Genomic DNA, 21,742 nt, shown 5'->3' on the forward strand with positions numbered 1-21,742 from the left:
CGGCTCATTAATGATTAAAAAATCAGGAACTAATCATATAATCTCAAAAATTTGGGTGTTTTACATATAATGACGACTAATCATAGTCAAAAAAAACCAAATCAGCTACACTATTTACCAAAATTTATAACATCGCCAAGCCGTTTTTTAGATTATTGCTTAGCGCGTTGATAAAACTATGTGTCAATACCTATATTACAACAGATACTGTCAATCAAGCTGCCACTATTTTAGCAAGGTTTTGCCTGACTTATCACTACTTTAATGATTTATGACTTATATTTAACCTGCGATGCCCTCTATGACTGATACCATGCCTTTAAATACCCCTCTGAATGCCACTCTGAACGATAGGAATAACCGCCAACAGCAGCTAGAGAATTGGTTGCAACAAGTGTTCATCGACCGAGAGTTTGTGCTCGACAGTTTGCCTGGTGACGCAAGTGCCCGCCAATATCACCGTATCCAATTGGTTGATAACGATGCTGACACTGCGCGTTATATTGTCATGGATTCTGCTGATGAGCAAGACGCCTTGCAGCAGTTTATTAATGTTGCGAAGCTAATGACACCCGCCATCAATGTGCCAACGCTGGTTGCGCAAGACGTGGCAAAAGGCTTTTTGGTGTTACAAGACTTTGGTACGATTGAGTTTGCCCATTTACTCGTCGAGGCGACGCCTGAACAGATCAACGATTATTATCAATTGGCCATGCAGACCTTGGTTTCCCTACAGACTGTGCCAGTAGAGACTGCCAGAGTGCAGCACCAATTGCCCGATTATGACACAGCATTACTGAACCGCGAGATGGATTTATTTAGCGATTGGTTTATCCCCTATATTGATGTAGAGCTGAATCAGGACTTATGGAATAACGTAAAAACGGTATTGATACAAGAGATTTTACAGCAGCCTGCAGTGATTGTGCATCGTGATTATCACAGCCGCAATCTTATGCAAGACCAAGCCGACCCCACGCGTTTGGGCGTGATAGATTTTCAAGATGCGGTGATCGGCTCTTACACTTATGATTTGGTGTCATTGTTGCGTGATGCTTATGTTGAGTGGTCAGAGCATCAAATATCTGACTGGATTCGTGACTTTTGGCAATTGCAGCAGCAAGCAGCGCTCACCACCGCCGATAGTGTTGAGCAGCTTGAAAATGATATGAATGTGATGGGCGTGCAGCGGCATCTCAAAGTATTAGGGATTTTTATCCGTTTGTCTAAGCGCGATGGTAAAGACCGTTATTTGGCTGATATTCCCAAAGTCATGCGAGATCTAGTACTTGAGCTAAATTGGCTTGCTGAGCATGGTAATGAATCGATGAAGCAAGCGCTACTGCCATTTAATCAATGGCTAAAAGACACGGTATTACCGGCTTATAAAGATAAGTTTGACTCGTTATAAAAAGGGCTAATAAGCTGCGTCTATCACTATCACTATCACTATCACTATCATTATAAATTGAATAAGGAGCGTGCATGTCTACCATTACGCAAGCAATGATTTTAGCTGCTGGCAAGGGAACGCGCTTGCGTCCGTTGACACTTGAGACGCCCAAACCATTAGTCGAGGTAGGCGGTCAGCCGCTGATTGTCTGGCATATTAAGGCACTGCAAGCAGCGGGGATTACTGATATTACGATTAATGCCTCGTGGCTTGCTGACAAGCTTATGGATACCTTGGGTGATGGTAGCGATTACGGGGTCAAGTTGCACTGGTCACGAGAAGATGACGAACCTTTAGAGACCGCTGGTGGAATTTTTCAAGCGTTACAAACAGGTAAGTTACAAGACGAGCCATTTATCTTAGTCAACTCCGATGTCTGGACGACGTATAATTTTGCTCAGTTGCAGGATTATGAGCTGGGTGCTGATCAACGGGCGCATCTATTGTTGATTGACAATCCAGAGCATAATAACGGTGGTGATTTTGCGCTCAATAATGGTCTGGCTAGTGAGCAGCCAATTGGTGATGCAGACAAATATACCTTTGCTGGTATTAGTGTAATGTCGCCACGATTGGTCGATGGGCTGGTAAGCGGGCAACCCGCTGCGCTAGCGCCTCTGCTTAAGCAAGCGATGCTTAAGTTCCAGATTACGGCGGAAGTTATTCGTGATAATTGGATAGACGTGGGTACACCTGAGCGCTTAACGCAGGTCAACGAATTTATTGACAGTCATGGCGTGGCTAACCACCGCGGTGCATAACTTTAGGGGATATTAATATTAATTAATAATTCTTTAATAGATCTTACTTCAATCAATCTTACTTTAACGAAGATCATAAAAAGCGCCGCATTGATTTACAATCAATGCGGCGCTTTTGTTTAGCGAAATAGGGCAGGTTTTACACGCCCATTGCCAACTTTATTAATTGGGCAATGGTAAAAATAACGGCAAATCCTGCTATATATAGACCAATGAACCATGCCCATTGTGATTGTTTTTTGCTGAGTTTTTTCATAATCGTCTCCCAGTGACGTATTAAGGCGCTAATGATCTTAAGCGTTCGCTACCAAGAATAGTAATAGTAGCGAAGGCTGATTCTCCTTAACATATAGCCGTTAATACATATGCTCGTGATCCGTTTTACCCTTAAATGTGTAATAGGCAAAAGCGGTATAACTCAAGATAATCGGCAACATAATACCCGCACCAATGAGCATAAAGGACAGCGATGTATCAGCAGCGGCCGCTTCATAGATAGTCATTTGGTACGGTACTATATAAGGGAACAACGCTGTACAGACGCCAATATAACCCATCAAGAACAGCGCAACGGTCATTAAGAAGGGGCGATATTCACGCTCAGTCCGTAAATCCTTACGCATGAAAAAGAATAGCAGCAGCACGATAACTGGCATTGGCGCTAGATATAACGCACCCGGCAAACTAAACCAACCCTCGAGGGCTTCGATATCTGAAAAATACATAAACACGGTAACGACAATCATCGCCAATACCAATGCCGATAATATCCAACCAGACACTTTACGTGCCCATACTTGCAGCTTGTGTTCGGTTTTAATGATTAACCACGTAGAGCCAAGCAAGGCATAACCGACTATCAGGGCAAAGCCGCAGACGATAGAGAAGGGGGTGAACCAGTCAAATGGACCACCAGTATACAGACGATTGCTCGCCTCTAAGCCTTGCACCAACGCCCCAAGCATAATACCCTGCGAGAATGTCGCCACTACTGAGCCGACGAAAAAGAACGTATCCCATACATGACGACGTGAAGAGGCTTTGAAACGGAACTCAAACGCCACTCCGCGCATAATAAGACCAAATAGCATGGCAGTCACAGGCAGGTATAAACCGGTCATGATGATGCCATAAGCCACTGGGAAAGCAGCGAACAAACCACCACCACCCAATACCAACCAAGTCTCATTACCATCCCAAAAGGGAGCAATAGAGTTCATCATACGGCTACGGTTTTTGTCTGAGCCGGCAAAGGGGAACAAAATACCACAGCCTAAGTCAAAACCATCCAACAGGACATAGATGAAGACGGATAGGGCAATTAATCCGCCCCAAATTAAAGGTAAATCTAATACATCACCGTAGTTAAACATTAGCGTAACCCTCCATCATCGACGTCATCGGCAGGTTTATCCAAATCTTCTACTTTCTCACTGACGTTACTATCACCACTTAACGTGCGACCTTGACCTTCAGTGATAGAATGCTCATAGAAGTTGTCATCTGCTGGATCTTCATAAGGTTGTGGACCTTTAGCAATCAGGCGTAAGATATAAAAACTGCCTGCACCAAATACAAAGACGTACAGCACAATAAATCCTATAAGTGTCGTTGCGACTTGCTGTGCTGCAACCGGTGACATGCTCTCAGCAGTACGAATCACCCCATATACTGTCCATGGCTGACGACCAGTTTCGGTCACAAACCAACCGGCGAGTATCGCGATAAAACCAAGCGGCGTCATCATCATCCACGCACGGTGGAACCATTTGCTTTCAGGATCGAATTGTTGTTTTTTAAAGTATTTATAAAGGCTAAATAGACCAACAAGCAGCATTAATGTACCGATAGCCACCATAACGCGGAATGACCAAAAGACGATAGGAACGTAGGGCCGATCTTCTGGCGCCCAGTTTTTAAGGCCTTTAACTTCGCCGTCTAATGAATGCGTTAAAATTAAGCCCGAGACATAAGGGATTTTAATTTCATAATGGTTTTTTTCTGCTTTTTGATCTGGAATACCGAATAAGACAAGCGGTGCACCGCGCTCATTTTCCCACAGACCTTCCATCGCTGCGACTTTAGCAGGTTGATGTTCTAGAGTATTTAGACCATGCATATCGCCAATAAATATTTGTGCTGGCGCAACAAAGATGGCCATGACCATCGCCATGCCGAGCATGACACGACCATGTTTGCGATGTTCAACATGCTTTTTGGATTGCAGATAATACGCACCGATACCACCGATAACGAAAGCTGTGGTCAAAAATGCCGCAGTCATCATATGCGCGTAACGGTAAGGGAATGAGGGGTTAAAGATAATTTCAAGCCAATTGGTTGGATAGAGCAAACCATCAGCACCGACCATAAAGCCCTGCGGCGTCTGCATAAAGCTGTTGGCAGCCAAAATCCAAAAACCAGATATTAGCGTACCAATAGCGACAATCGCTGTTGAAGCAAGGTGCATGCGTTTACTGACGCGACCCCAACCAAACAGCATAATGCCTAAGAACGACGCTTCTAAGAAAAAGGCGGTCAATACTTCGTAGGCAAGTAGTGGGCCTATGACGTTACCGGCTTTATCAGAAAATACGGCCCAGTTAGTACCGAATTGGTAAGACATTACCACGCCCGATACTACACCCATCCCAAACACTACGGCAAATATCTTGACCCAGTGCTTATAAACTTCGGCATAAATAGGCTCACCAGTTTTGAGCCAGCGGAACTCTAAGACCGTTAGAAAGCTGGCAAGACCGATGGAAAAAGCTGGAAAGACAATATGCCATGAGATAACAAAAGCAAATTGAATTCGCGCGAGCATCAGCGCATCAAGCTGGTCAATCATAAATGTAGCGAACATAAACGGTTACCTTTATCTGTTAGCTGAATAGCGCAGGCTTCCATGACACGCTTAAGTAGCTGTCCGTAAATCAGGATGATAAGTGTTACGGGCAATGGCTCAGTATTAGTTAGCAACCACTATCAATTTATCAAATGCGGCTGAGCTAATACTGTCTAGCTGAATGAAGTAATTTATATCCCTATAAATTAATATATTACTGTCATTTACAATGAATGTAGTATGCGCCACCCTAAGTACACACGCAAGTTACCTATGGGACTGGTCGCACACCTACCAGTCACCAAAACTTACTTGAAGAAATACCCTGTCGATAAATGAACATAGCCCAAAAGCATAGAGGGTGTTTAGTATTTATTATCAATACCATTTTTAAAATGAGGACACGCCCTAGTCAGTATCTTGTCAATTAGACGAGCCTCATTGCTGCAATTGTTGATGCAAAATCCGTCGCAGGGTCAACACGGTCTGCGGATTTTCTTGAATACTATGACCACCTGTGATGATGGTTTCTGAGGTGGCGCCTTCGAGATGGGCGCTGGTGTAAGGAACGATACCATCTGATAAGCGCTCGGTCAGTGCTTGGCTAATATCTTCATCGACAGTCACCGCAGCGACGAGGGGCTTATTGGTTGACTCAGATGCAGGTTTGGGGCCATCATTTGTGCGCGCACTCTCGCTGTTGTCTTCTAATATCTCTTGAGATAAGTCAATTCTTGCACCGCCGGGCTGCATTTGCGCCAAGCCTCTAGTGATGTCGGCATCATTGTTAGCGATGATCGAATGATAAGTAATGTCGTCATTGATCTTGATATCTTTGGTCAGCTGAATAAAAGACGATTTATCGCTTAACTGACTGGCACCGTTCTGTAGGTACAGTGCACCTAAAGGATTTTGTGCCAAATCCCCTTGAATGGCGAGAGTAGCCAAGTTATCAGTGAGGGTCTTTACCAAGCCAACCGGTAAATAAACGATGCGGCGTAGTGCTCGAGTAAACCAGCGATCAGCGTAGTCGGTACCTTGAAAGGGCGAGGATAAAAAGATAGCAGTGTCGACCTGTGGCAGCCTATGTAGCTCAAAACGGTTGCGCAGCTCATCATTAGCAAAGGCTTGTTTTAGCATCTCATCGACTTGGCGTTTACTGCTGTTTTCGAGCAAGTCTTTATCCTCTAAAGCGTCTAAGTTATTGGCAAGATTATCATCAGACAGCATCATGCGAGAGATGATACCGCCCATACTGTGACTGATAATGACGCTGTTTTTGCTAGCACGGTTGCCTCCTTGAGGATCGGTCTGCTGATAAGTGCTCTTGATCAGCTCCTGAATTTGATAGCGGTTCTCTAAAATAGGTAAATTGGTCGGATAAAAAACCTGCCACACTTGATAATTATCGCGCAACTTATCATCATTAAAAATATCGTTGGTCAAATTTACCCACGTGGCGGGGCTAGACGCCAAGCCATGCACCATAATGATGACCCGTTTATCAGGATCGTAAGGCTCTAGCATAAACAGTTTGGGTAAGCTGGCTTCTTTCTGGCGGGTGATTAGATTTAAGTAACCAACGCCATCGAGCTGGTTTTCTGCCAGCCATAGTCCATAACCGGCAGAGAAGTTCGCCGCCAGTGGATAGTTATCACCCAAGATAGTGGCGCTCTCGCTACGATGAGGGTTGTATAAGTGGATATCGAGCTGATGACTGCTGAGCGTATCCAGTATGCTATCGCCAGCGGGCTTAATTAGGCCCGTCATCAATAAATGACCCGTGGGGTAAATGCGTGAGCTGGGCGCACTATCATCCTTTTTGCCATCGACCGTGTCTTTATTCAGTCGTCCCGACAGCGATGAAACCAAGAGCTGACGCACAGTGGTGGTATAGCGATCATTCAGTGACGCGACTAAGCTAATCCCCAGTCCTGGGCGCTTACTGATTGAGTTAAGACCCGAGAGACGTAGATCATAAGTGGACACCAAATCGGCGAGCGCTGAGGTTTGCTTTTGCGCATTTTGAAGGTAGTTACTTTCGTTAGGCAGAAAAATATTGAGATCATAGCGGTCTACTTGTACCTTCATGACCTTGACTTGGTCAGTAGGCTTACCCTTTAAAGGTGCATGGTTTGCAATAGCACCTTGGCTGCCAGTATCGGGCACAGTGGTGCTCATCGGTAGATACTCTACTTTGGTATTGCCCATGAGTTTATTTGCGCCATCTACCGACTGATATAGCTGGGTAATGACGTCATTGCTGGCTGAGTTATAAATGTCTTGGGTTTGGATATCGATGTCAGTTGGAATGCGGTTTTTGGCCTGAGCTTGGCTTTTTGCTTTATCTGCCCCTTCAAAATCATGCGCTAAACTGTCATAAAACAGATAGGTATAGCTGAACTTAATGGCATCGAATAGTCGACCTTGATAACTAATCAAGCAGGCATCTGTATTTTTCTGCTGCTCTTTAGCCTCATCATCGCTCAGAGGTGCATTGGCATAATAAGGATCAAGCGGCGGACGGGCGAGCGTATTCTGACACTCTTTAGACTCGGCAAGCTGGCGAGCTTTGGCGTAATGTAACTCGGCAAAAACGGACAGCGCTGGACGATAATGTTCATTAAGCATACTGTCAGTAAGCTGCGTCAAGCACAAGTCAAACTGCTGAAAACAGGCCTGCTCATTAAGTCCTGCTGACAATAAAGCCGATGCTGTGTCGCTACTGAGCTCATCGTCTGTGACGATATTGCCACGCTGTGCAGAAATGGTCTTTGCTGAGGCTTGTTGTGTCACAGAAACTGTACTACAGGCAGGTAGTAGCGCCACGGCTGTTATTAGCCCTAATAGAATGACAGGCTTTGTTTTTTTAATAGCGTGTGTGGCCGGATTGCTGACAGAGCGAGCGAAAGTCATAGGGGATTCCAGTAAATAATAGTCAAGCCTATAAGATAGATATAGTGAGTGAAACATAATATCGAACCATTATGCACTGTTGATATCCATTTTTCTTGCTTGCTGTGCCTACGCAGACAGAGGCTACCAGACAGAGCCTATAAAAAATTGATATCAGCACTACCGTTGCGCTTTTAGAATATATTGACTATAAGTAGTCAGTATAACAGGATGAGTGTAGCGCAACTTTTTGGATTTCACTAGGGCGTGCGTGTTGAACATTCATAAATGGACACTGCTGATCGCTAAAATTGTTCCAGACACGGCGCAAGTCGAAGATTATGTTGATATCTTAGCTAGACTTGCAACACAGTATGGGGCAATTTTAGCATCAGCCTAAAAGGACAGGACTATTTTTTGCTGATTCTTTGATAAAAAGAGACGCTTAGAATGACTAAACTTACTATTTTTATCTTTGAATCGCCTAAAAAATAGTCTCTGTCAGTGCCATGATCGAATGTTCAACACGCCCTATTATATTTGAAACTTCACAGTCAAATGCCGTCGCTAATGGACAAGATAAAATAAGCGTAATGGGGTATCAAACTTTTAACCTAAAATGAGGACACGCCCTAGATTATCGAACAGATTTGGGGCTAAGGGGATATTGATAGTGAATGGCAGTGATTGATAGGGAGCGACAATCATTGGCAGTAATTGGCAACGACTTTGGCGAAGTTAATTAAATAAGACTGGCTGAACGAGAAATCATCTGCAAAAAAAGCCTTCTTTTCCTATTGATACTAAACCAATATAAAAAGAAGGCACTATATGCTTTACTCTCAAATCATTTTTTAATAAGTCAATAATAACACTATAAGTCACTATTACTAATGAATAATGTTTACAACTGAGTTTATGCCCCTGGTTTTACATCGATGTCAGGTGCTGGGATATCCCAAATATAAAACTTACCATCTTCAACGAGCTTAATTTGTTGACGAATAACGGTATTATTAGGCACTTGTTGCTCAAGACGACGCAAACGTTCTAGAGCGTTGTCGCGGCGATCGCTCAATAAATCTGACTGCGCCAAGCTTTGTTCTGCTTCGGTATAGCCCAATGAGACGGCTCGGTCTAGATATTTTTGACCTTCTTTAAAGCCGCCACCTTCTGACAGCATCATGCCGTATAAGAAGTTGGCTTCACCACTGTCAGGTTTGATTTTGATAGCACGGTCGACATATTTGCCGCCACGTACCGTATAGTCTGAACCTAAATCTAAGTTACGACCCATACCATTGAGCTTAGCCGCTCGAATCAGCACGTCATAAGAGGCGTTTGGCGATTGGGCATAAGGCTCAATCCATTCAGTCAATACTTTGATTTTTTCACGAGTATAGTGACGTTGTGAGCGGTTAGGGAAGTTCGGTGGATAGTGACGGGCGTTAGGAGAGACATCTTCGATAAAGTCATCTAGCAAGCTAACGTCGAGCTTATCAGTACCCAAGCCTTGCTGCTGTGGAACTAAGACCGTCGGTACAAAGCTAACGCTTGAAAGTTGTACTTGCGGTGTTGGGATATTGGGCAACTGACCACCACGAAGATCAATGCCAGTAGCAGTCATTGGACCACGCTCATATACTCGAGTAGTACCTGTTAGCTCAGGGGTCGCTGCTGTTGGTGCTTGCGGTACTGCTGCTGAGGGCTGTGCATTACTTAAAGGCGCCTGACTTTGTTGAGCACTGTTGTTCTGCGGAGCTCGGTTTTGCTGAGCATTGACTGACGCAGGGTTCGTTGGTAGGACGTTGCTTGACTGAGTGCTATTTGCGGACGCCATATTTGATGGTACATCAGTTTGAGCCGTGCTAGTAGCCGCAGTAGCGTTTGGTTTAGCGAGACGAATGACACGTCTGCTTGAATCCATGGCACTAGGGACAGCAGGGTTTGTAGCAGTGGTGCTAGCGTTAGCGCTGCTATCCGCTTCGGCAGCGTTGACAGGGGCAGACAACATCAGTGCACAGGCAGCGGCTAATGCGGTTAGGGTCGCAAATGTAGGCGCTTTGGTAGCATTGCTAGACAAGCTGGATTGGTTGATGGCTTTCATAAAAGTCGTTACCTTGTTTATTAAGTCGTTATTTACAATCGATTGATAGTTGTTTTGTATTATCGACGCTATTTTGTATGCTTAGAAATTTTTTATATTATTGAAGCAAAATCGAACAAATTTTTAATACCCTAGCAAATTAAGCTCAATGCTATCAGTAGTAGGATTGTTAAATTACCTGATTCAATAAACCCGATGAGAGGCGCTACTCGCTATTCATTTATAGATGATAAGCCGTGGCTTTCATCCGATTGGCCATCCAGCGCATGGTCTGACGCACCGGTGGTGAAAGAGCCGCGCCGCCACTTGCTAGCGCCAGCTCGCGATGGTGACATTCTTCAATATCCATTTGTGCCAGTATTTCTCTTGAGCGTTGATCATGCACGGGTAATTGTCCAATGTGATCTTGCAGATGCTCGCTGACTTGTGCTTCGGTTTCAGCGACAAATCCCAAACTAAACTCGTTAGAGATAGCCCCGGCGACCGCGCCAAGACCGAAAGACATGCCATACCACAATGGGGTGAATAGGCTAGCATGACTGCCCAATTCCTTTAACCGTGTTTCGCACCACACCAGATGATCGACTTCTTCTTCGGCTGAATGCTGCATGGCTTGTTTGACGCCAGTGTCTTTAGCAGTAAAGGCTTGACCATGATACAGGCCTTGCGCACATACTTCACCAGTATGATTGATGCGCATCAATCCTGCCACGTGACGCGCTTCGGTAATGGTCAGCTCAGGAATCTCGTCATTACTGACGGGCAACGGGCGAGTACTGGGATTAGAATGCGGAACAACCGCTCGCAGTGCCTTGTCAACCCCAAGTAATAGCTGGTCAATTTTGGATAAAGGACGCAGGGCCATGATTCACTCCTGATGGCTTTAATTGTTATCAAAAAACTTCTTATTAAGATATTGCTGATATTTGCTTTTTAAAGCAGCAATATTCTGTTCATGCACATTACTATAGCAAACAATATAAATTATCGGCACCACTATTATCGGCTGCATGATTTAGTGAACACCAACGCTACTCATAATCGCTAGATCTTCTAGGCATTTAGTCTTGTCGGCTAAGCTCGTCATCATTAGTATGTATGACCGCATGCTGCACGTGTTTATTAAGCTTAATATATAAAAACGCGCCAAAAGCAATGTTTAGCACACCCGTAACCAAAAATAATTGCGGTAGCGTCAATCCTAAGGTGTTGAGCACCACAATCGCAAAAATCGCTGAGCTGACCATAAATATGGCATTAAAAATATTGTTGGCACCGACGATACGCGCGCGATGACTTTTGGGTGCATAAGCCTGCATAGACGCATATAAAGGCACGATATATAAACCGCCACTAAAGCCTAAAAAGAACAAGTCGGCAAATACGCGCCAACTGCCGCTCATACCAAACAAATCACTAATGCCTAATAATGTTTCAGTATTAACGTCTATGTTGAGACCTGACAAGGAAAAATACAAATCAATAGCAAAAATACTTAAACCAGCAATACCAAAGGGCAGTAAGCGTAAACTGACTTGGTTTTTGGTCAAGGTTTTACATAACAAAGACCCAATCGACACGCCAACAGAAAATAGCGTTAATAGGAAAATAACCACCGACTCATCGCCATGCAAAATGACCTTGCTGAATTCTGGTGTTTGTGTCAAAAACGTCGCACCATAAAACCAAAACCAGCTGTTGCCAAGAATGACGAAGAATAAAAACGGCAGCGAGTACAAATAGCGTACCGTCGACCAACTGGTGGTAAAAATATTCCAATTAATTTTGAGCGTCGGCTGCATGGCTGGCATGGTAGGGATATAACGAGCCGCCAAATAACCCAAGACAGCGACCGCCAATACAGTGGCACTAATCCAATACAGCGACTGTGATAGCTGGGTCAAGACACCGGCGATAATCATACCAAGGAGGATGGCTAGCGACGTGCCCATCTGAAACAGACCGTTGGCACCGACGAGCTCATCTTCCTTCATCGCTTGCGGTAAATAAGCGTATTTAATCGGTCCAAAAAAGGTCGAATGCGTGCCCATCAAAAACAATGCCACAAACAACAAGCCGTACCATTCAAAAACAAAGCCGACGGCGGCAATCGCCATAATCACCAGCTCAAGCACCTTAATAAAGCGCGTGAGCTTTGATTTTTCAAACTTATCGGCAATTTGTCCCGCCAGTGCCGAAAATAGGAAGTAGGGCAATATAAATAGCATTGCCGCTAAGTTATTTAAGATACTGACTTCCATCCCCAACTGACTGGCAGCGGTATAAGTCAGTACTAATATGAGTGCTTGTTTAAAAATATTGTCATTAAACGCCCCCAAAAACTGGGTAAAAAACATGGCGCTAAAACGGCGGCGCTTAAATAACTGAAACTGATTGGCCATGAAAATTCCTACAGATGGATCGCGGCTGATAGATGAGAGGTAAGGGCTGAGCACAGCATTCGGGTGCCATTAATTATCAACAGTATCAAAAACTTATCGAAATATAGCATAGGTTTTATCAATATTAAGCCGTATAATAGCAAGGCTTTGGCAAAAATACATGCGTCCGAAGTTATGATTTCATAATTAACTAAGTTATGATTTGTAAATTTTACATGGTTGTCTTTTGAAAAGTTACTTTTTGAAAATTTGAGCGAGATTAAAGCCTCGGTATCATTCAAAGTTACCTATCTTATGTCAGTAAGTTCAGATGAGATAGGCTCAGCGCTAAAACCAGCACTAAAAAAGTACGGTCGCCATAGAAAATCTCAGTTAACTGCTCTACGTTTATTCACCGGTAAAACCTGGCGACTGCTATCGTCATTCCCTTGTGCCGCGTGAGGTGATAGGAAATAAGTATACATGGAACATCAGCCTTCAACTCTAGCGCGCCACTTGTCGGTTACGCAGCACAAAGCCTCAAACACTCATGCTGGTAATCGTGCCAGCGCTGCTACCAATACTGTTAAATGTGCCGTGATGGATGATTTGCAGCAGACTGCGCCGCGTATTCATTTTACGCGCTCAGCGCTTTTTAGTGCCTTGGCGAGCAGCTTGGTAGGTTTTGGTATCGCACCTGCGGCATTGGCTGACACCACGACCAATGCCAATACGAACAGTCAAATTATTGATAGTCAGAACCTTAATAGTCAGAACCGTGATACGCAAAATACAGCCAACCAACCATTTTTCAATACTGTAACGCCACCGCAACCGCCAACCCCTAAACCCCCTCGCACAGACCCTCAGTTCTCCTCTACTGAGGATACACAGCTTGATATCGCCTTAGATGCCTTGCGCCTAAAGAAAGCAGTGGAACAAGGCATCATCGATAAGTCAGTATTGGATGACTATAGCGAACAAAACCTAGGTATTAAGCAGTCTGGTACTAAAGAAAAAGACCTGCAAAATTCGCCATCTCAAAGAGTAAATGGCAATGCCAACGCTCAGCAAGATGATGATAATGTCGATGATGCCAGTGATTTGGATAACGACCTTTATGATGTAGGCGAGTTGAGTGACGCACAGGCGAATGTGGCAAATAAAGATTTGGAGCAGCAAGCGGCGACAGTGCAACAGCAGGGCTATCAGATGATGACGCCTGATGAGATTGATCGCGAGCTGGCAGCGCTGGATAGACAGAATGCGCAAGACATTGACAGCATTAATAATGGTAACGACGTTAACAACACCAATGTCAGTAACATGAATGGCATCAGTAATAACGACCGCGACTTTGATGCGCCTATCGCGACTTTAAATGATACCACCCCGCCTATTGGCTTAGACGTGAGTCTTGATGCGACCAATTTGCCAGCACCGAGCAATCTCGATACGCTGGGCAAAAGCGAGACAGCGGCTGAACAGGCTGAGACTGCTGAAATCATGGCACGGCCAATTAATGTCAGCGATGCTGTCAGTAGTGGAAGCGCTGATAACGACGATGATAGTATGATCGATGATGAGAGGTCAGTAAGTGCAGGCAATGTGACAGGAGGAGAGGGCACGCAGTCAGATATTATCAATCCAGAAGATTATTTGCCTGATTATCAGTCCGAAACCCAAGCCGTCAATCAAAGTATCGAGCAAGCCAAAAAGCCAAAAACCATGGCTCGTAACAAAACCAATATCGTTAAGCGACTCTACAATCGATTTTTTAATGACGGTGCTCAAGCGTTACCGCACGTCGAGACGACGGTTTACTTGCAGCAAGTTGCCGCTGACGATGCGACTAATACGCCGCAAAAACTCATCGAAGCAGACGAAGACACGCAACCGATTAAAAACATCAAAGCTGCGCTTGATGACACCACTGTCCAATCTGTCGTTGACTTTACCGCAGCCTTACCGCGTCTGCGCCAAACTGCACAAGATGCCGCACAAGCTGTTGGTTATTATGATGTGACCATGCGCTTACGTCAGCCTTATAGTGACGTCATTGAGGTTGTCATTGAAGATCTAGGTGAGCCGGTCATTGTCGACAGTCGTATTATCGAAATTCGCGGTGAAGGTCGCGAGCAAGAAGAATACCAAGCGTTGGAAAAAGAGCTACCACCGCAAGAAGGCGATGTATTCAATCATCGCGTTTACAAAAACAGTAAAGCGGCGCTAGAGTCACTCAGCAACACTTATGGTTATTTTGACCAGTATTGGCTGAACAAATCAGTCGATATCATTTTGCCAGACAATACCGCCGATGTATCGCTGGTTTATAATACTGGTGACCGCTACGAGTACGACGAAGTGGTGTTCTTTACTTATGATGCAGCGACCAATACGTTGACCCGCGACCCTGATAAGCTACCTGTCGAATTGTCATTGTTGCAGCAGTTGTTTGACTTCAAACCCGGCGAGCCGTTCTATCGCCCTGATGTTACTAAGTTTAGTAACGACTTATCAGCGACACGTTATTTTAATACTGTCAATGTCGAGTCTATTTTGCCACCCAATGACAGCAGTGAAAACAGTACCTTAGCGTTCGATAATGCGCCTGGCAATGCGGCTGGTAATACTGGCAACGACGATGTTGACAGTGAGGTCAATGCTTCAGAAATTATTGATGATGTAGCCGCAGCAAATAATGGGGCAGAAAGTAGCAGTAATACGAATGGCACTGTTCAAAATGACACTGCGCAAAACAGTGATGCAGCAAATAGTAGCGATGGCGATGCTAATAGTGGCAATAGTGGGGAGAAAGTTAATCCCGCAGATATCGCTGCCATCGAATTTGAAGCAGATGAGCAAACACTGGATAAACTCCAAGCCATCAAACAAAAAGCCAATCGCTTAAGCCGCTTGCCAGATGATCGGGTATTAGACGAAAAAGACCAAGAGACCGACACGATTTTAGGTAAAATCAGTGACTCTATCAGCAACGTGGCACAAAAAATCTTCCCAGATGAAAAGAGTATTCTTGCGGATGAAAACTTTGTACCACCGACGCTGGCAGGACGTAAAACGCCGCAACAAGTGCAAGAGAGTAAAAAAGTCCCACTATATGTCTTTGTCTCTTCCAGTAAGCCACGCGACGCCCAAGTAGGTATTGGTTATGGTACCGATACCGGCGTACGCGCCACAGCTAAGATAGATTACAACCTGCTCAATCGTCAAGGCTATCAAGCTGGCGCAGAAACGGAGGTTTCTAGAATTACTAAGAATGTCTCGGTCTATGGCAGCCGGCCGTGGAAGCATCCGCTTAATGATAAGCTAGATGCGCGCCTCACCTATGAAGAGGAGGTCATCGATCAAGGCAAAGGCAACTTTGATTTGTCTACCCGAACGCTAAAAGCTTCATTGGCACGTAATATTCGCCGTGACAGTGGCTGGAATCGTAGCTACTCTGTACGTTATCGCTTAGACGAGCTAGAGACAGGGGTTGATGAGGCGGACTTAGAAGATCTGCCGATACGCTTTACGTCTTCTAGACCAAAGCAACAAGCGCTGTTATTGGGCTATGGTATCAATAAAACGGACGTGGATAGTGCGACCAATCCGACTCGTGGTATCCGTCAGTATTACTCTGTAGAAGCAGGCGCTGAAAAGGCGTTGAGCGATACAGATTTAGCGATTGTACGGGCGGGTGTCAGCGGTATTTATAGTTTTGGCGACGACAAAAAGCACCAAGTACTTGGTAGTCTCAATGCAGGCTATATTTGGGCCGATGATTTCTATGAAGTGCCTTATAAGCTGCGCTTCTTTGCGGGCGGTGATCAAAGTATTCGTGGTTATGATTATGAGAGCTTATCGCCTATCGACAATGGCTATCTGACTGGTGGGCAAGTGCTCGCCGTCGGTAGTGCGGAATATAACTATGAGTTTAAACCTGGCTTTCGCGCCGCCGTTTTTACCGACGTGGGTAATGCCTATGACAAAAACTTCGAGACTGATACAAAGGTCGGCGTTGGTGTTGGTATTCGCTGGGCATCACCTGTTGGTGTGGTGCGGGTCGATGTTGCCGCTGGTGTCACAGAAGAAAGTGTTCCTGTCAGGTTGAGTTTCTTTATCGGATCGCCTTTATAAGAGCCTCGTCAATCGTTTTTAGCGATTGTTGGCAATCATTTTTTTAACGTAGTTGAGTGTGATGTTGACCAAAAATACCCCGCCTAATAATTCACCGGATGAAGATCCGGCGCAACGTGATGCCCGTGCTGTAAGGCGTTGGTATCCGCTGTCTTTTTTGCTCAAGCTACTGGTACTCATGCTCATCGTACTGGCGATTATGTTCGCCATCTTTTTTTATGCGGCTGGTACTGAATCAGGCACCAAGTTCTTATTAGAAAAGATTAGCGCTGAGACGGGTATTAAGTTTAAATATGGGCGCGGTAATTTGCGTGATGGTCTGTTGGTCACAGATATCGATATCGAGGCGACCGAAGACCTTGAGATCTTGGTAGACCAAGCTTATGTCAAAATAGGCTGGCGTGCGGTATTTGCTAAAGAAGTCCATCTGCGCGATGCCGACATTCAGCGTATTGAGATTATCAATAAAAAACCGCCAACAGGTGAGCCATTTGATTATAAAACGCTCAAGCTACCGGTGAATCTGCGTTTTGATCAAGCCAAAATAAAAACGATTGTCTATAAACAAGTGACCAAAGATCCTATTGTCATTCATGATATCAGCGCTCGTGATTTGACGTGGGTTGGCAGCATGGTCACGGTAGGTCGCGGCAATTTACAGTATGCAGATATCGTCAAGGTTAGTGCTTTGCAAGGTGAGATTGATTTGCAAGGTGACTATCCGTTGGACTTAAGTGCTATTGCTGAGGTCAGTGCCTTAGAAAAAGCCTACATTGATCCCCTTAATATTACCGCTACCGGCAGCTTAAAACGTACCGTTGGTAAGGTGCGTAGCCGCTACAATGATAACGATGTCAGCGGTGATTTTGTAGTGCAAGGACTCGATAAGGATTCACCGTTTCAGGCAAAACTGCAATGGGACGACATTCTGATTCCTTATGCCGAAAGCCAAGCCATTCGCCTAAAAAGCGGCACAGCCACTGCCTCAGGGGTCATCTCTGAGATACGTTTGCGTATCAATACTGAGCTGACTGCCAAAGATATTCCTTCAGGGCATTATCAAGGGCGGGCAGTGATTGCCAATAGTCAACTGCGCATTGATCGTTTGGATGCTCAGGTTCCAGCTGGAAACCTAATATTACAAGGTATTTTAGACTGGAAAAATAGCTTCGATGCAAAGGTGCGCGCGACTGGTAGCAATTTTGACATTCGCCGCGCGATTCCTGACGACTATGCTGATTTTAAAGCCTACGCTCCGCAAAAACTCAACGGTCGATTGTCGCTACATTATCAACAAAAAAACAGTGCAGGTAACTTAGAGATTGACGCGGATCTACGTCAGCGTGATGGCGAACATGTTAATGCCAATATTGCACGTGGTAAAACCTCTGCGAAGGTTAAACAGGTAGCGCCTTGGTATATCGATGCCACTTGGCAAAATCTGATCCGTCGTAATGTCCCGAATATCGGTAATATCGATAGTCCTAGTGGTCAAGCTGATGTCATCGTGCGCGGTTCGACCCTCTCTGTCGATGCCAATGCAGTCATCAATGAGCTTAATGCTGCTCCCAAAGGCAACTATGATGTGCGCGTCCGCAAAGCTGGCAATGTCATTGACATCAATCGTCTCAAATATAATGGTATCGTCGGTGATTTATCAGGTACTGGACAGATTCAACTGGCGACCAAGAAGCGCCCATTAACGTGGCAAATTGATGCCCGTACTAATGGTTTATTACCCAAAAAGTATCGTAGTGATCTACCGCTTGAGCGTCTAACGGGCAGTATTAGTGCCAGTGGCCGCTTAGTGAATATCAGCAAAAGCGGGGTTAAAGGTCAGCGTCATATTATTAATTTAAACAATACCGATTTGCAGGCGCAGCTTGATGCCACGCAAGACGGCCGTGCTATCGGCATCACTGGTGGCGGTGATGCCAAAGTTGACATCGTTGGCGGCGAGCTTTCTATGTTCGATGCGCGTTTTGATGGTCAGGTCGATACGGCGGATGTGCCAAAGGGTCGTCTGTCTATCAATGCGGCTGGCACGCCAAGGCTGATCAGTATTCGTAAGCTCAATTATAAGGGTGAGGCTGGCGCAGTGAATGCGAAGGGTGTCATCGATTTGCGAAAAAATATTGGTTGGACAGTGGATGGTCGCTTTGATGACTTCAACTTGGGTTATTTTTTACCCAACAATCCGGCCATTATTACTGGTGATTTAAAAACCAGTGGCGAGTGGCAAACAGCACCAAAAAACAAAGCGAATGCCAAGGGTAAGCTAAATAGATTTGCAGTAAATTTTGACGGTGTATTAGATGCCGAGCAATTACCAGCAGGCAAACTGACTATCGATGCCAGTGGCGATGCCCAGCTCATCCGTATCAAACGCTTCCGTCATGTCGGCGCTGCAGGTAGTATCGATGCCAGCGGCACCGTCGATGTGCGTCAAGGTATCGCTTGGGATATCAAAGCGGTAATGAATCGCTTTAATTTGGGTTACTTCCTCAAAAGTACGCCAAGCGCTATCACCGGTACTATCGATACTGATGGTCGCTGGAGTGACGCTCAGCAAACCATTAATATCAAGCAGATCAACTTGACTGGCATGTTAAAAGGTCAGCCGCTCAGTGCCAAAGGCAGCTTAGCCGCAAAAATGCGACTGCCAAAAGACTTGGCGAGCTATTTTAAACGTTTACAAAAGCAAGATGCACAGGCGCAATATAAGCAAGTGAACGCCTTAATCGAGAGTTTAAATGCCAATAACCTCGTCTTACGCTGGGGCGATAACTACATCACTGCCAATGGCAATGCCAAGCAATTACAAGCCAAGATTAATATCACCAGTCTCGATCAGCTCTCTAGTAAGCTGACCGGCAAAGTGACTGGCGGTGCGACCTTATCGCAGCCTGCGGGACAAGCGTTACCCACTATCTATATTGATTTGGTCGGTGAGCGACTTGCGCTGCCGGGCTTTATCTTGCGTCAAGGTCGTATTCGCGGCAAAATCGTGAATTTAGCAAACAGCCCAAGTCAGCTTATTATCAGTGCTGAAGGCTTAGATGCTGGCGGGCAAAGCTTCAAAAGCGTTAATGCGTCTTTTAATGGTACTGAGCAGGCACATGTGGTCGATCTCAATGTCGCTAATGAGCAGCTCGATATTGCAGCAAGACTCAAAGGTGGTTTTAATCGTAATACACTCAGTTGGTCTGGGGTGATTGGTAAAGGTCGTGTTAAGTCCAGATATGCCACCTTGAACCAGTTGCAGCCAGCGCAGTTGATTGTCAATTTGCCTAACAAGCAAAACGGCAGTGACCGCGAGCTTAAGGTGCAACTTGCCGCGCATTGCTGGCAGGCGGCCGATCAAACCGGCAAGCTGTGTTTACGTGAAAACCTAATCGCTTCACCGTCTGGTGGTCAGGTCGATTTGGCATTGCAAAAGCTAGACGCCTCGCTATTTTCAGTGTTTTTACCCAAAGATATTGATTGGCAAGGGCAGATTAATGGTAAGGCGATTGTCGGCTGGCAACGTGGTCGTCCACCGACTATCAATACCACTTTATATTCTGATAATGGCAAAATCGGCTTGCTTCAAGATGGTGACAGCGCTCCTGTAAGCTTGTCATACAAGCGTGTGTCACTGATTGCCTTGTCAGTACCTGAAGGTCTTAAATTACGGACAGATATCAATACTGGTCGCGGCGCGCGCGGTTACGCGGAAGTCATCGTCGATCCTTATAAAAACCCCAAACCCATTTCGGGCGCATTAGTGCTCAATGAGCTTAATTTAGCGATTTTTAAACCTTTCTTCCCCGGTATGCGTGTGCTTGAAGGCAATATCACTATGGCGGGCGGACTTGGTGGCACGCTAGAAAAACCACAGTTCTATGGTGATGTGAAATTGGCCAACGGTCGTATCGCGATGCTTGACTTGCCAGTCAATTTAAGAAAAGTTAATGTCGATGCCAAGATTCGTGGCACGCAAGCAACTATCGACGGCACCTTTAATAGTGGTACGGGCAGCGGCACGCTAACGGGAACAGTAAACTGGCAGCAAAAACTACAAGCCAAATTGAGTGTCGTTGGTGAGCGCTTAGTATTGACTCAGCCACCCTTGCTATTGGCTGAGATTAATCCTGATATCGATATTATCGTGCGTCCTGGCGACCGTTACGTCAACATTACAGGAGCCATCAGCGTGCCATCAGCGACCATTCGTCCGCCAGAGGCTAGTGAAGACATCATTACGCAAACAGAAGATGCGGTCGTCCTAGATCGTCGTCTCATTGGTAATATCGACGAAGTCTTAGCTATCTCAAAACCGTGGTCGATCAATGCTGATATCGGTGTTGATTTGGGTGATGACATTAACTTCCGTGGCTTTGGAGCGGTTATTCCGTTGGCAGGTGCGATTAATATCACTCAAAACGGCACGGGCATTATGCGTGCCACAGGGGTGGTGCAAGTATCACGTCGTACCAATATCAATGCTTTCGGTCAGAGTCTAGAGCTTAACTATGGGCAGGTGCGCTTCAATGGGGATGTGATGAAGCCTAACCTGAGTATTGAAGCTGTCAAAGTCATTAGCGGAAAAACAGTCGGCGTGCGCGTCAAAGGCAGTACTGAGAGTCCAAACATTATCGTCTTTAATAATGCTGGTCTGACCCAACAGCAAGCAATGAATGCGTTGGTCACTGGTCGTATCGATAATAAGAGCGCCACGCAAATCAGTGAGCAGGGATTTAAGTCGCAAGTGACGAATAACTTAGCGGCCGCTGGGCTGAGCTTCGGGCTGAGCGGTACACGCAACTTAACCAACCAGATTGGTCAAGCCTTTGGTCTACAAAGCTTGACTGTTGATGCCTCTGGCGGGAGTGAAGACACTAACGTCAATGTCACCGGTTACGTGACCCCTGACTTATACATTCGCTACGGGGTAGGTGTCTTTAATGCGCAGAACAGCCTATCTGTTCGTTACCAGTTGACCCGTCGAATTTATGTCGAGGCAACGTCGGCGGCAGAAAACGCGGTTGATGTGGTTTATAGTTGGCAATTTTAGAAGGCAATTTTGGATAATACTGTTATCAGCTAATGGTTGATTTATTAACTCTAATATTGCCCAAATAGTATTTACTGTACTTTAATCAACTGTACTTTAAT

The 21,742-nt window shown here is 45.3% G+C and carries 11 protein-coding genes; 4 read left to right on the forward strand and 7 right to left on the reverse strand.

The annotated features are described in order from the left end of the window. The first annotated feature begins 301 nt into the window (after nucleotides 1–301). Together CXF65_RS08265 and murU are read left to right on the forward strand one after the other, a co-directional pair. Nucleotides 302–1,411 carry an aminoglycoside phosphotransferase family protein gene (locus tag CXF65_RS08265; protein WP_025650515.1) on the forward strand — a complete coding sequence of 370 codons (1,110 nt, stop codon included), beginning with the start codon at nucleotides 302–304 and terminating at the stop codon, nucleotides 1,409–1,411. A gap of 74 nt (nucleotides 1,412–1,485) precedes the next feature. Then, nucleotides 1,486–2,214 carry an N-acetylmuramate alpha-1-phosphate uridylyltransferase MurU gene (murU, locus tag CXF65_RS08270; protein ID WP_025650514.1) on the forward strand — a complete coding sequence of 243 codons (729 nt, stop codon included), beginning with the start codon at nucleotides 1,486–1,488 and terminating at the stop codon, nucleotides 2,212–2,214. Between the two features lie 139 nt (nucleotides 2,215–2,353). Here the strand turns inward: murU and CXF65_RS15280 are convergent, their stop codons facing one another. From CXF65_RS15280 to CXF65_RS08300, 7 genes are all read right to left on the reverse strand, one after another. Beyond that, on the reverse strand, nucleotides 2,354–2,470 hold the full coding sequence (locus tag CXF65_RS15280; RefSeq protein WP_373299586.1) for a DUF2474 domain-containing protein: 117 nt from the start codon (nucleotides 2,468–2,470) through the stop codon (nucleotides 2,354–2,356). A gap of 100 nt (nucleotides 2,471–2,570) precedes the next feature. Next, nucleotides 2,571–3,587, reverse strand: a complete 1,017-nt coding sequence (gene cydB, locus CXF65_RS08275) for a cytochrome d ubiquinol oxidase subunit II (RefSeq protein WP_025650513.1) — start codon at nucleotides 3,585–3,587, stop codon at nucleotides 2,571–2,573. Beyond that, nucleotides 3,587–5,080 carry a cytochrome ubiquinol oxidase subunit I gene (locus tag CXF65_RS08280; protein WP_025650512.1) on the reverse strand — a complete coding sequence of 498 codons (1,494 nt, stop codon included), beginning with the start codon at nucleotides 5,078–5,080 and terminating at the stop codon, nucleotides 3,587–3,589. The genes cydB and CXF65_RS08280 overlap by 1 nt, the downstream gene beginning before the upstream one ends. 420 nt (nucleotides 5,081–5,500) lie before the next feature. Further along, entirely contained in the window at nucleotides 5,501–7,978 is a 2,478-nt protein-coding gene (locus tag CXF65_RS08285) for an esterase/lipase family protein (RefSeq protein WP_101211700.1), read from the reverse strand. 895 nt (nucleotides 7,979–8,873) lie between these two features. Continuing rightward, nucleotides 8,874–10,064 carry a hypothetical protein gene (locus tag CXF65_RS08290; protein WP_101211701.1) on the reverse strand — a complete coding sequence of 397 codons (1,191 nt, stop codon included), beginning with the start codon at nucleotides 10,062–10,064 and terminating at the stop codon, nucleotides 8,874–8,876. 220 nt (nucleotides 10,065–10,284) lie between these two features. Next, nucleotides 10,285–10,923, reverse strand: a complete 639-nt coding sequence (coq7, locus tag CXF65_RS08295; RefSeq protein WP_025650509.1) for a 2-polyprenyl-3-methyl-6-methoxy-1,4-benzoquinone monooxygenase — start codon at nucleotides 10,921–10,923, stop codon at nucleotides 10,285–10,287. Between the two features lie 202 nt (nucleotides 10,924–11,125). Further along, nucleotides 11,126–12,466 carry an MFS transporter gene (locus CXF65_RS08300; RefSeq protein ID WP_025650508.1) on the reverse strand — a complete coding sequence of 447 codons (1,341 nt, stop codon included), beginning with the start codon at nucleotides 12,464–12,466 and terminating at the stop codon, nucleotides 11,126–11,128. A gap of 462 nt (nucleotides 12,467–12,928) precedes the next feature. On the opposite strand from CXF65_RS08300, the gene CXF65_RS08305 reads away from it, so the two are divergent. Both CXF65_RS08305 and CXF65_RS08310 read left to right on the forward strand, forming a co-directional pair. Then, the gene (locus CXF65_RS08305) at nucleotides 12,929–16,585 is read left to right on the forward strand and encodes an autotransporter assembly complex protein TamA (RefSeq protein WP_101211702.1); all 3,657 of its coding nucleotides are present in this window, start codon (nucleotides 12,929–12,931) and stop codon (nucleotides 16,583–16,585) included. Nucleotides 16,586–16,646: 61 nt separating this feature from the next. Further along, nucleotides 16,647–21,641: a translocation/assembly module TamB domain-containing protein gene (locus CXF65_RS08310; RefSeq protein WP_101211703.1), complete on the forward strand. Its 4,995-nt coding sequence runs from the start codon at nucleotides 16,647–16,649 to the stop codon at nucleotides 21,639–21,641. Nucleotides 21,642–21,742 lie beyond the last annotated feature (101 nt).

This window comes from Psychrobacter sp. Sarcosine-3u-12 (genome assembly GCF_002836005.1).
Classification (GTDB): Bacteria; Pseudomonadota; Gammaproteobacteria; order Pseudomonadales; family Moraxellaceae; genus Psychrobacter; species Psychrobacter okhotskensis.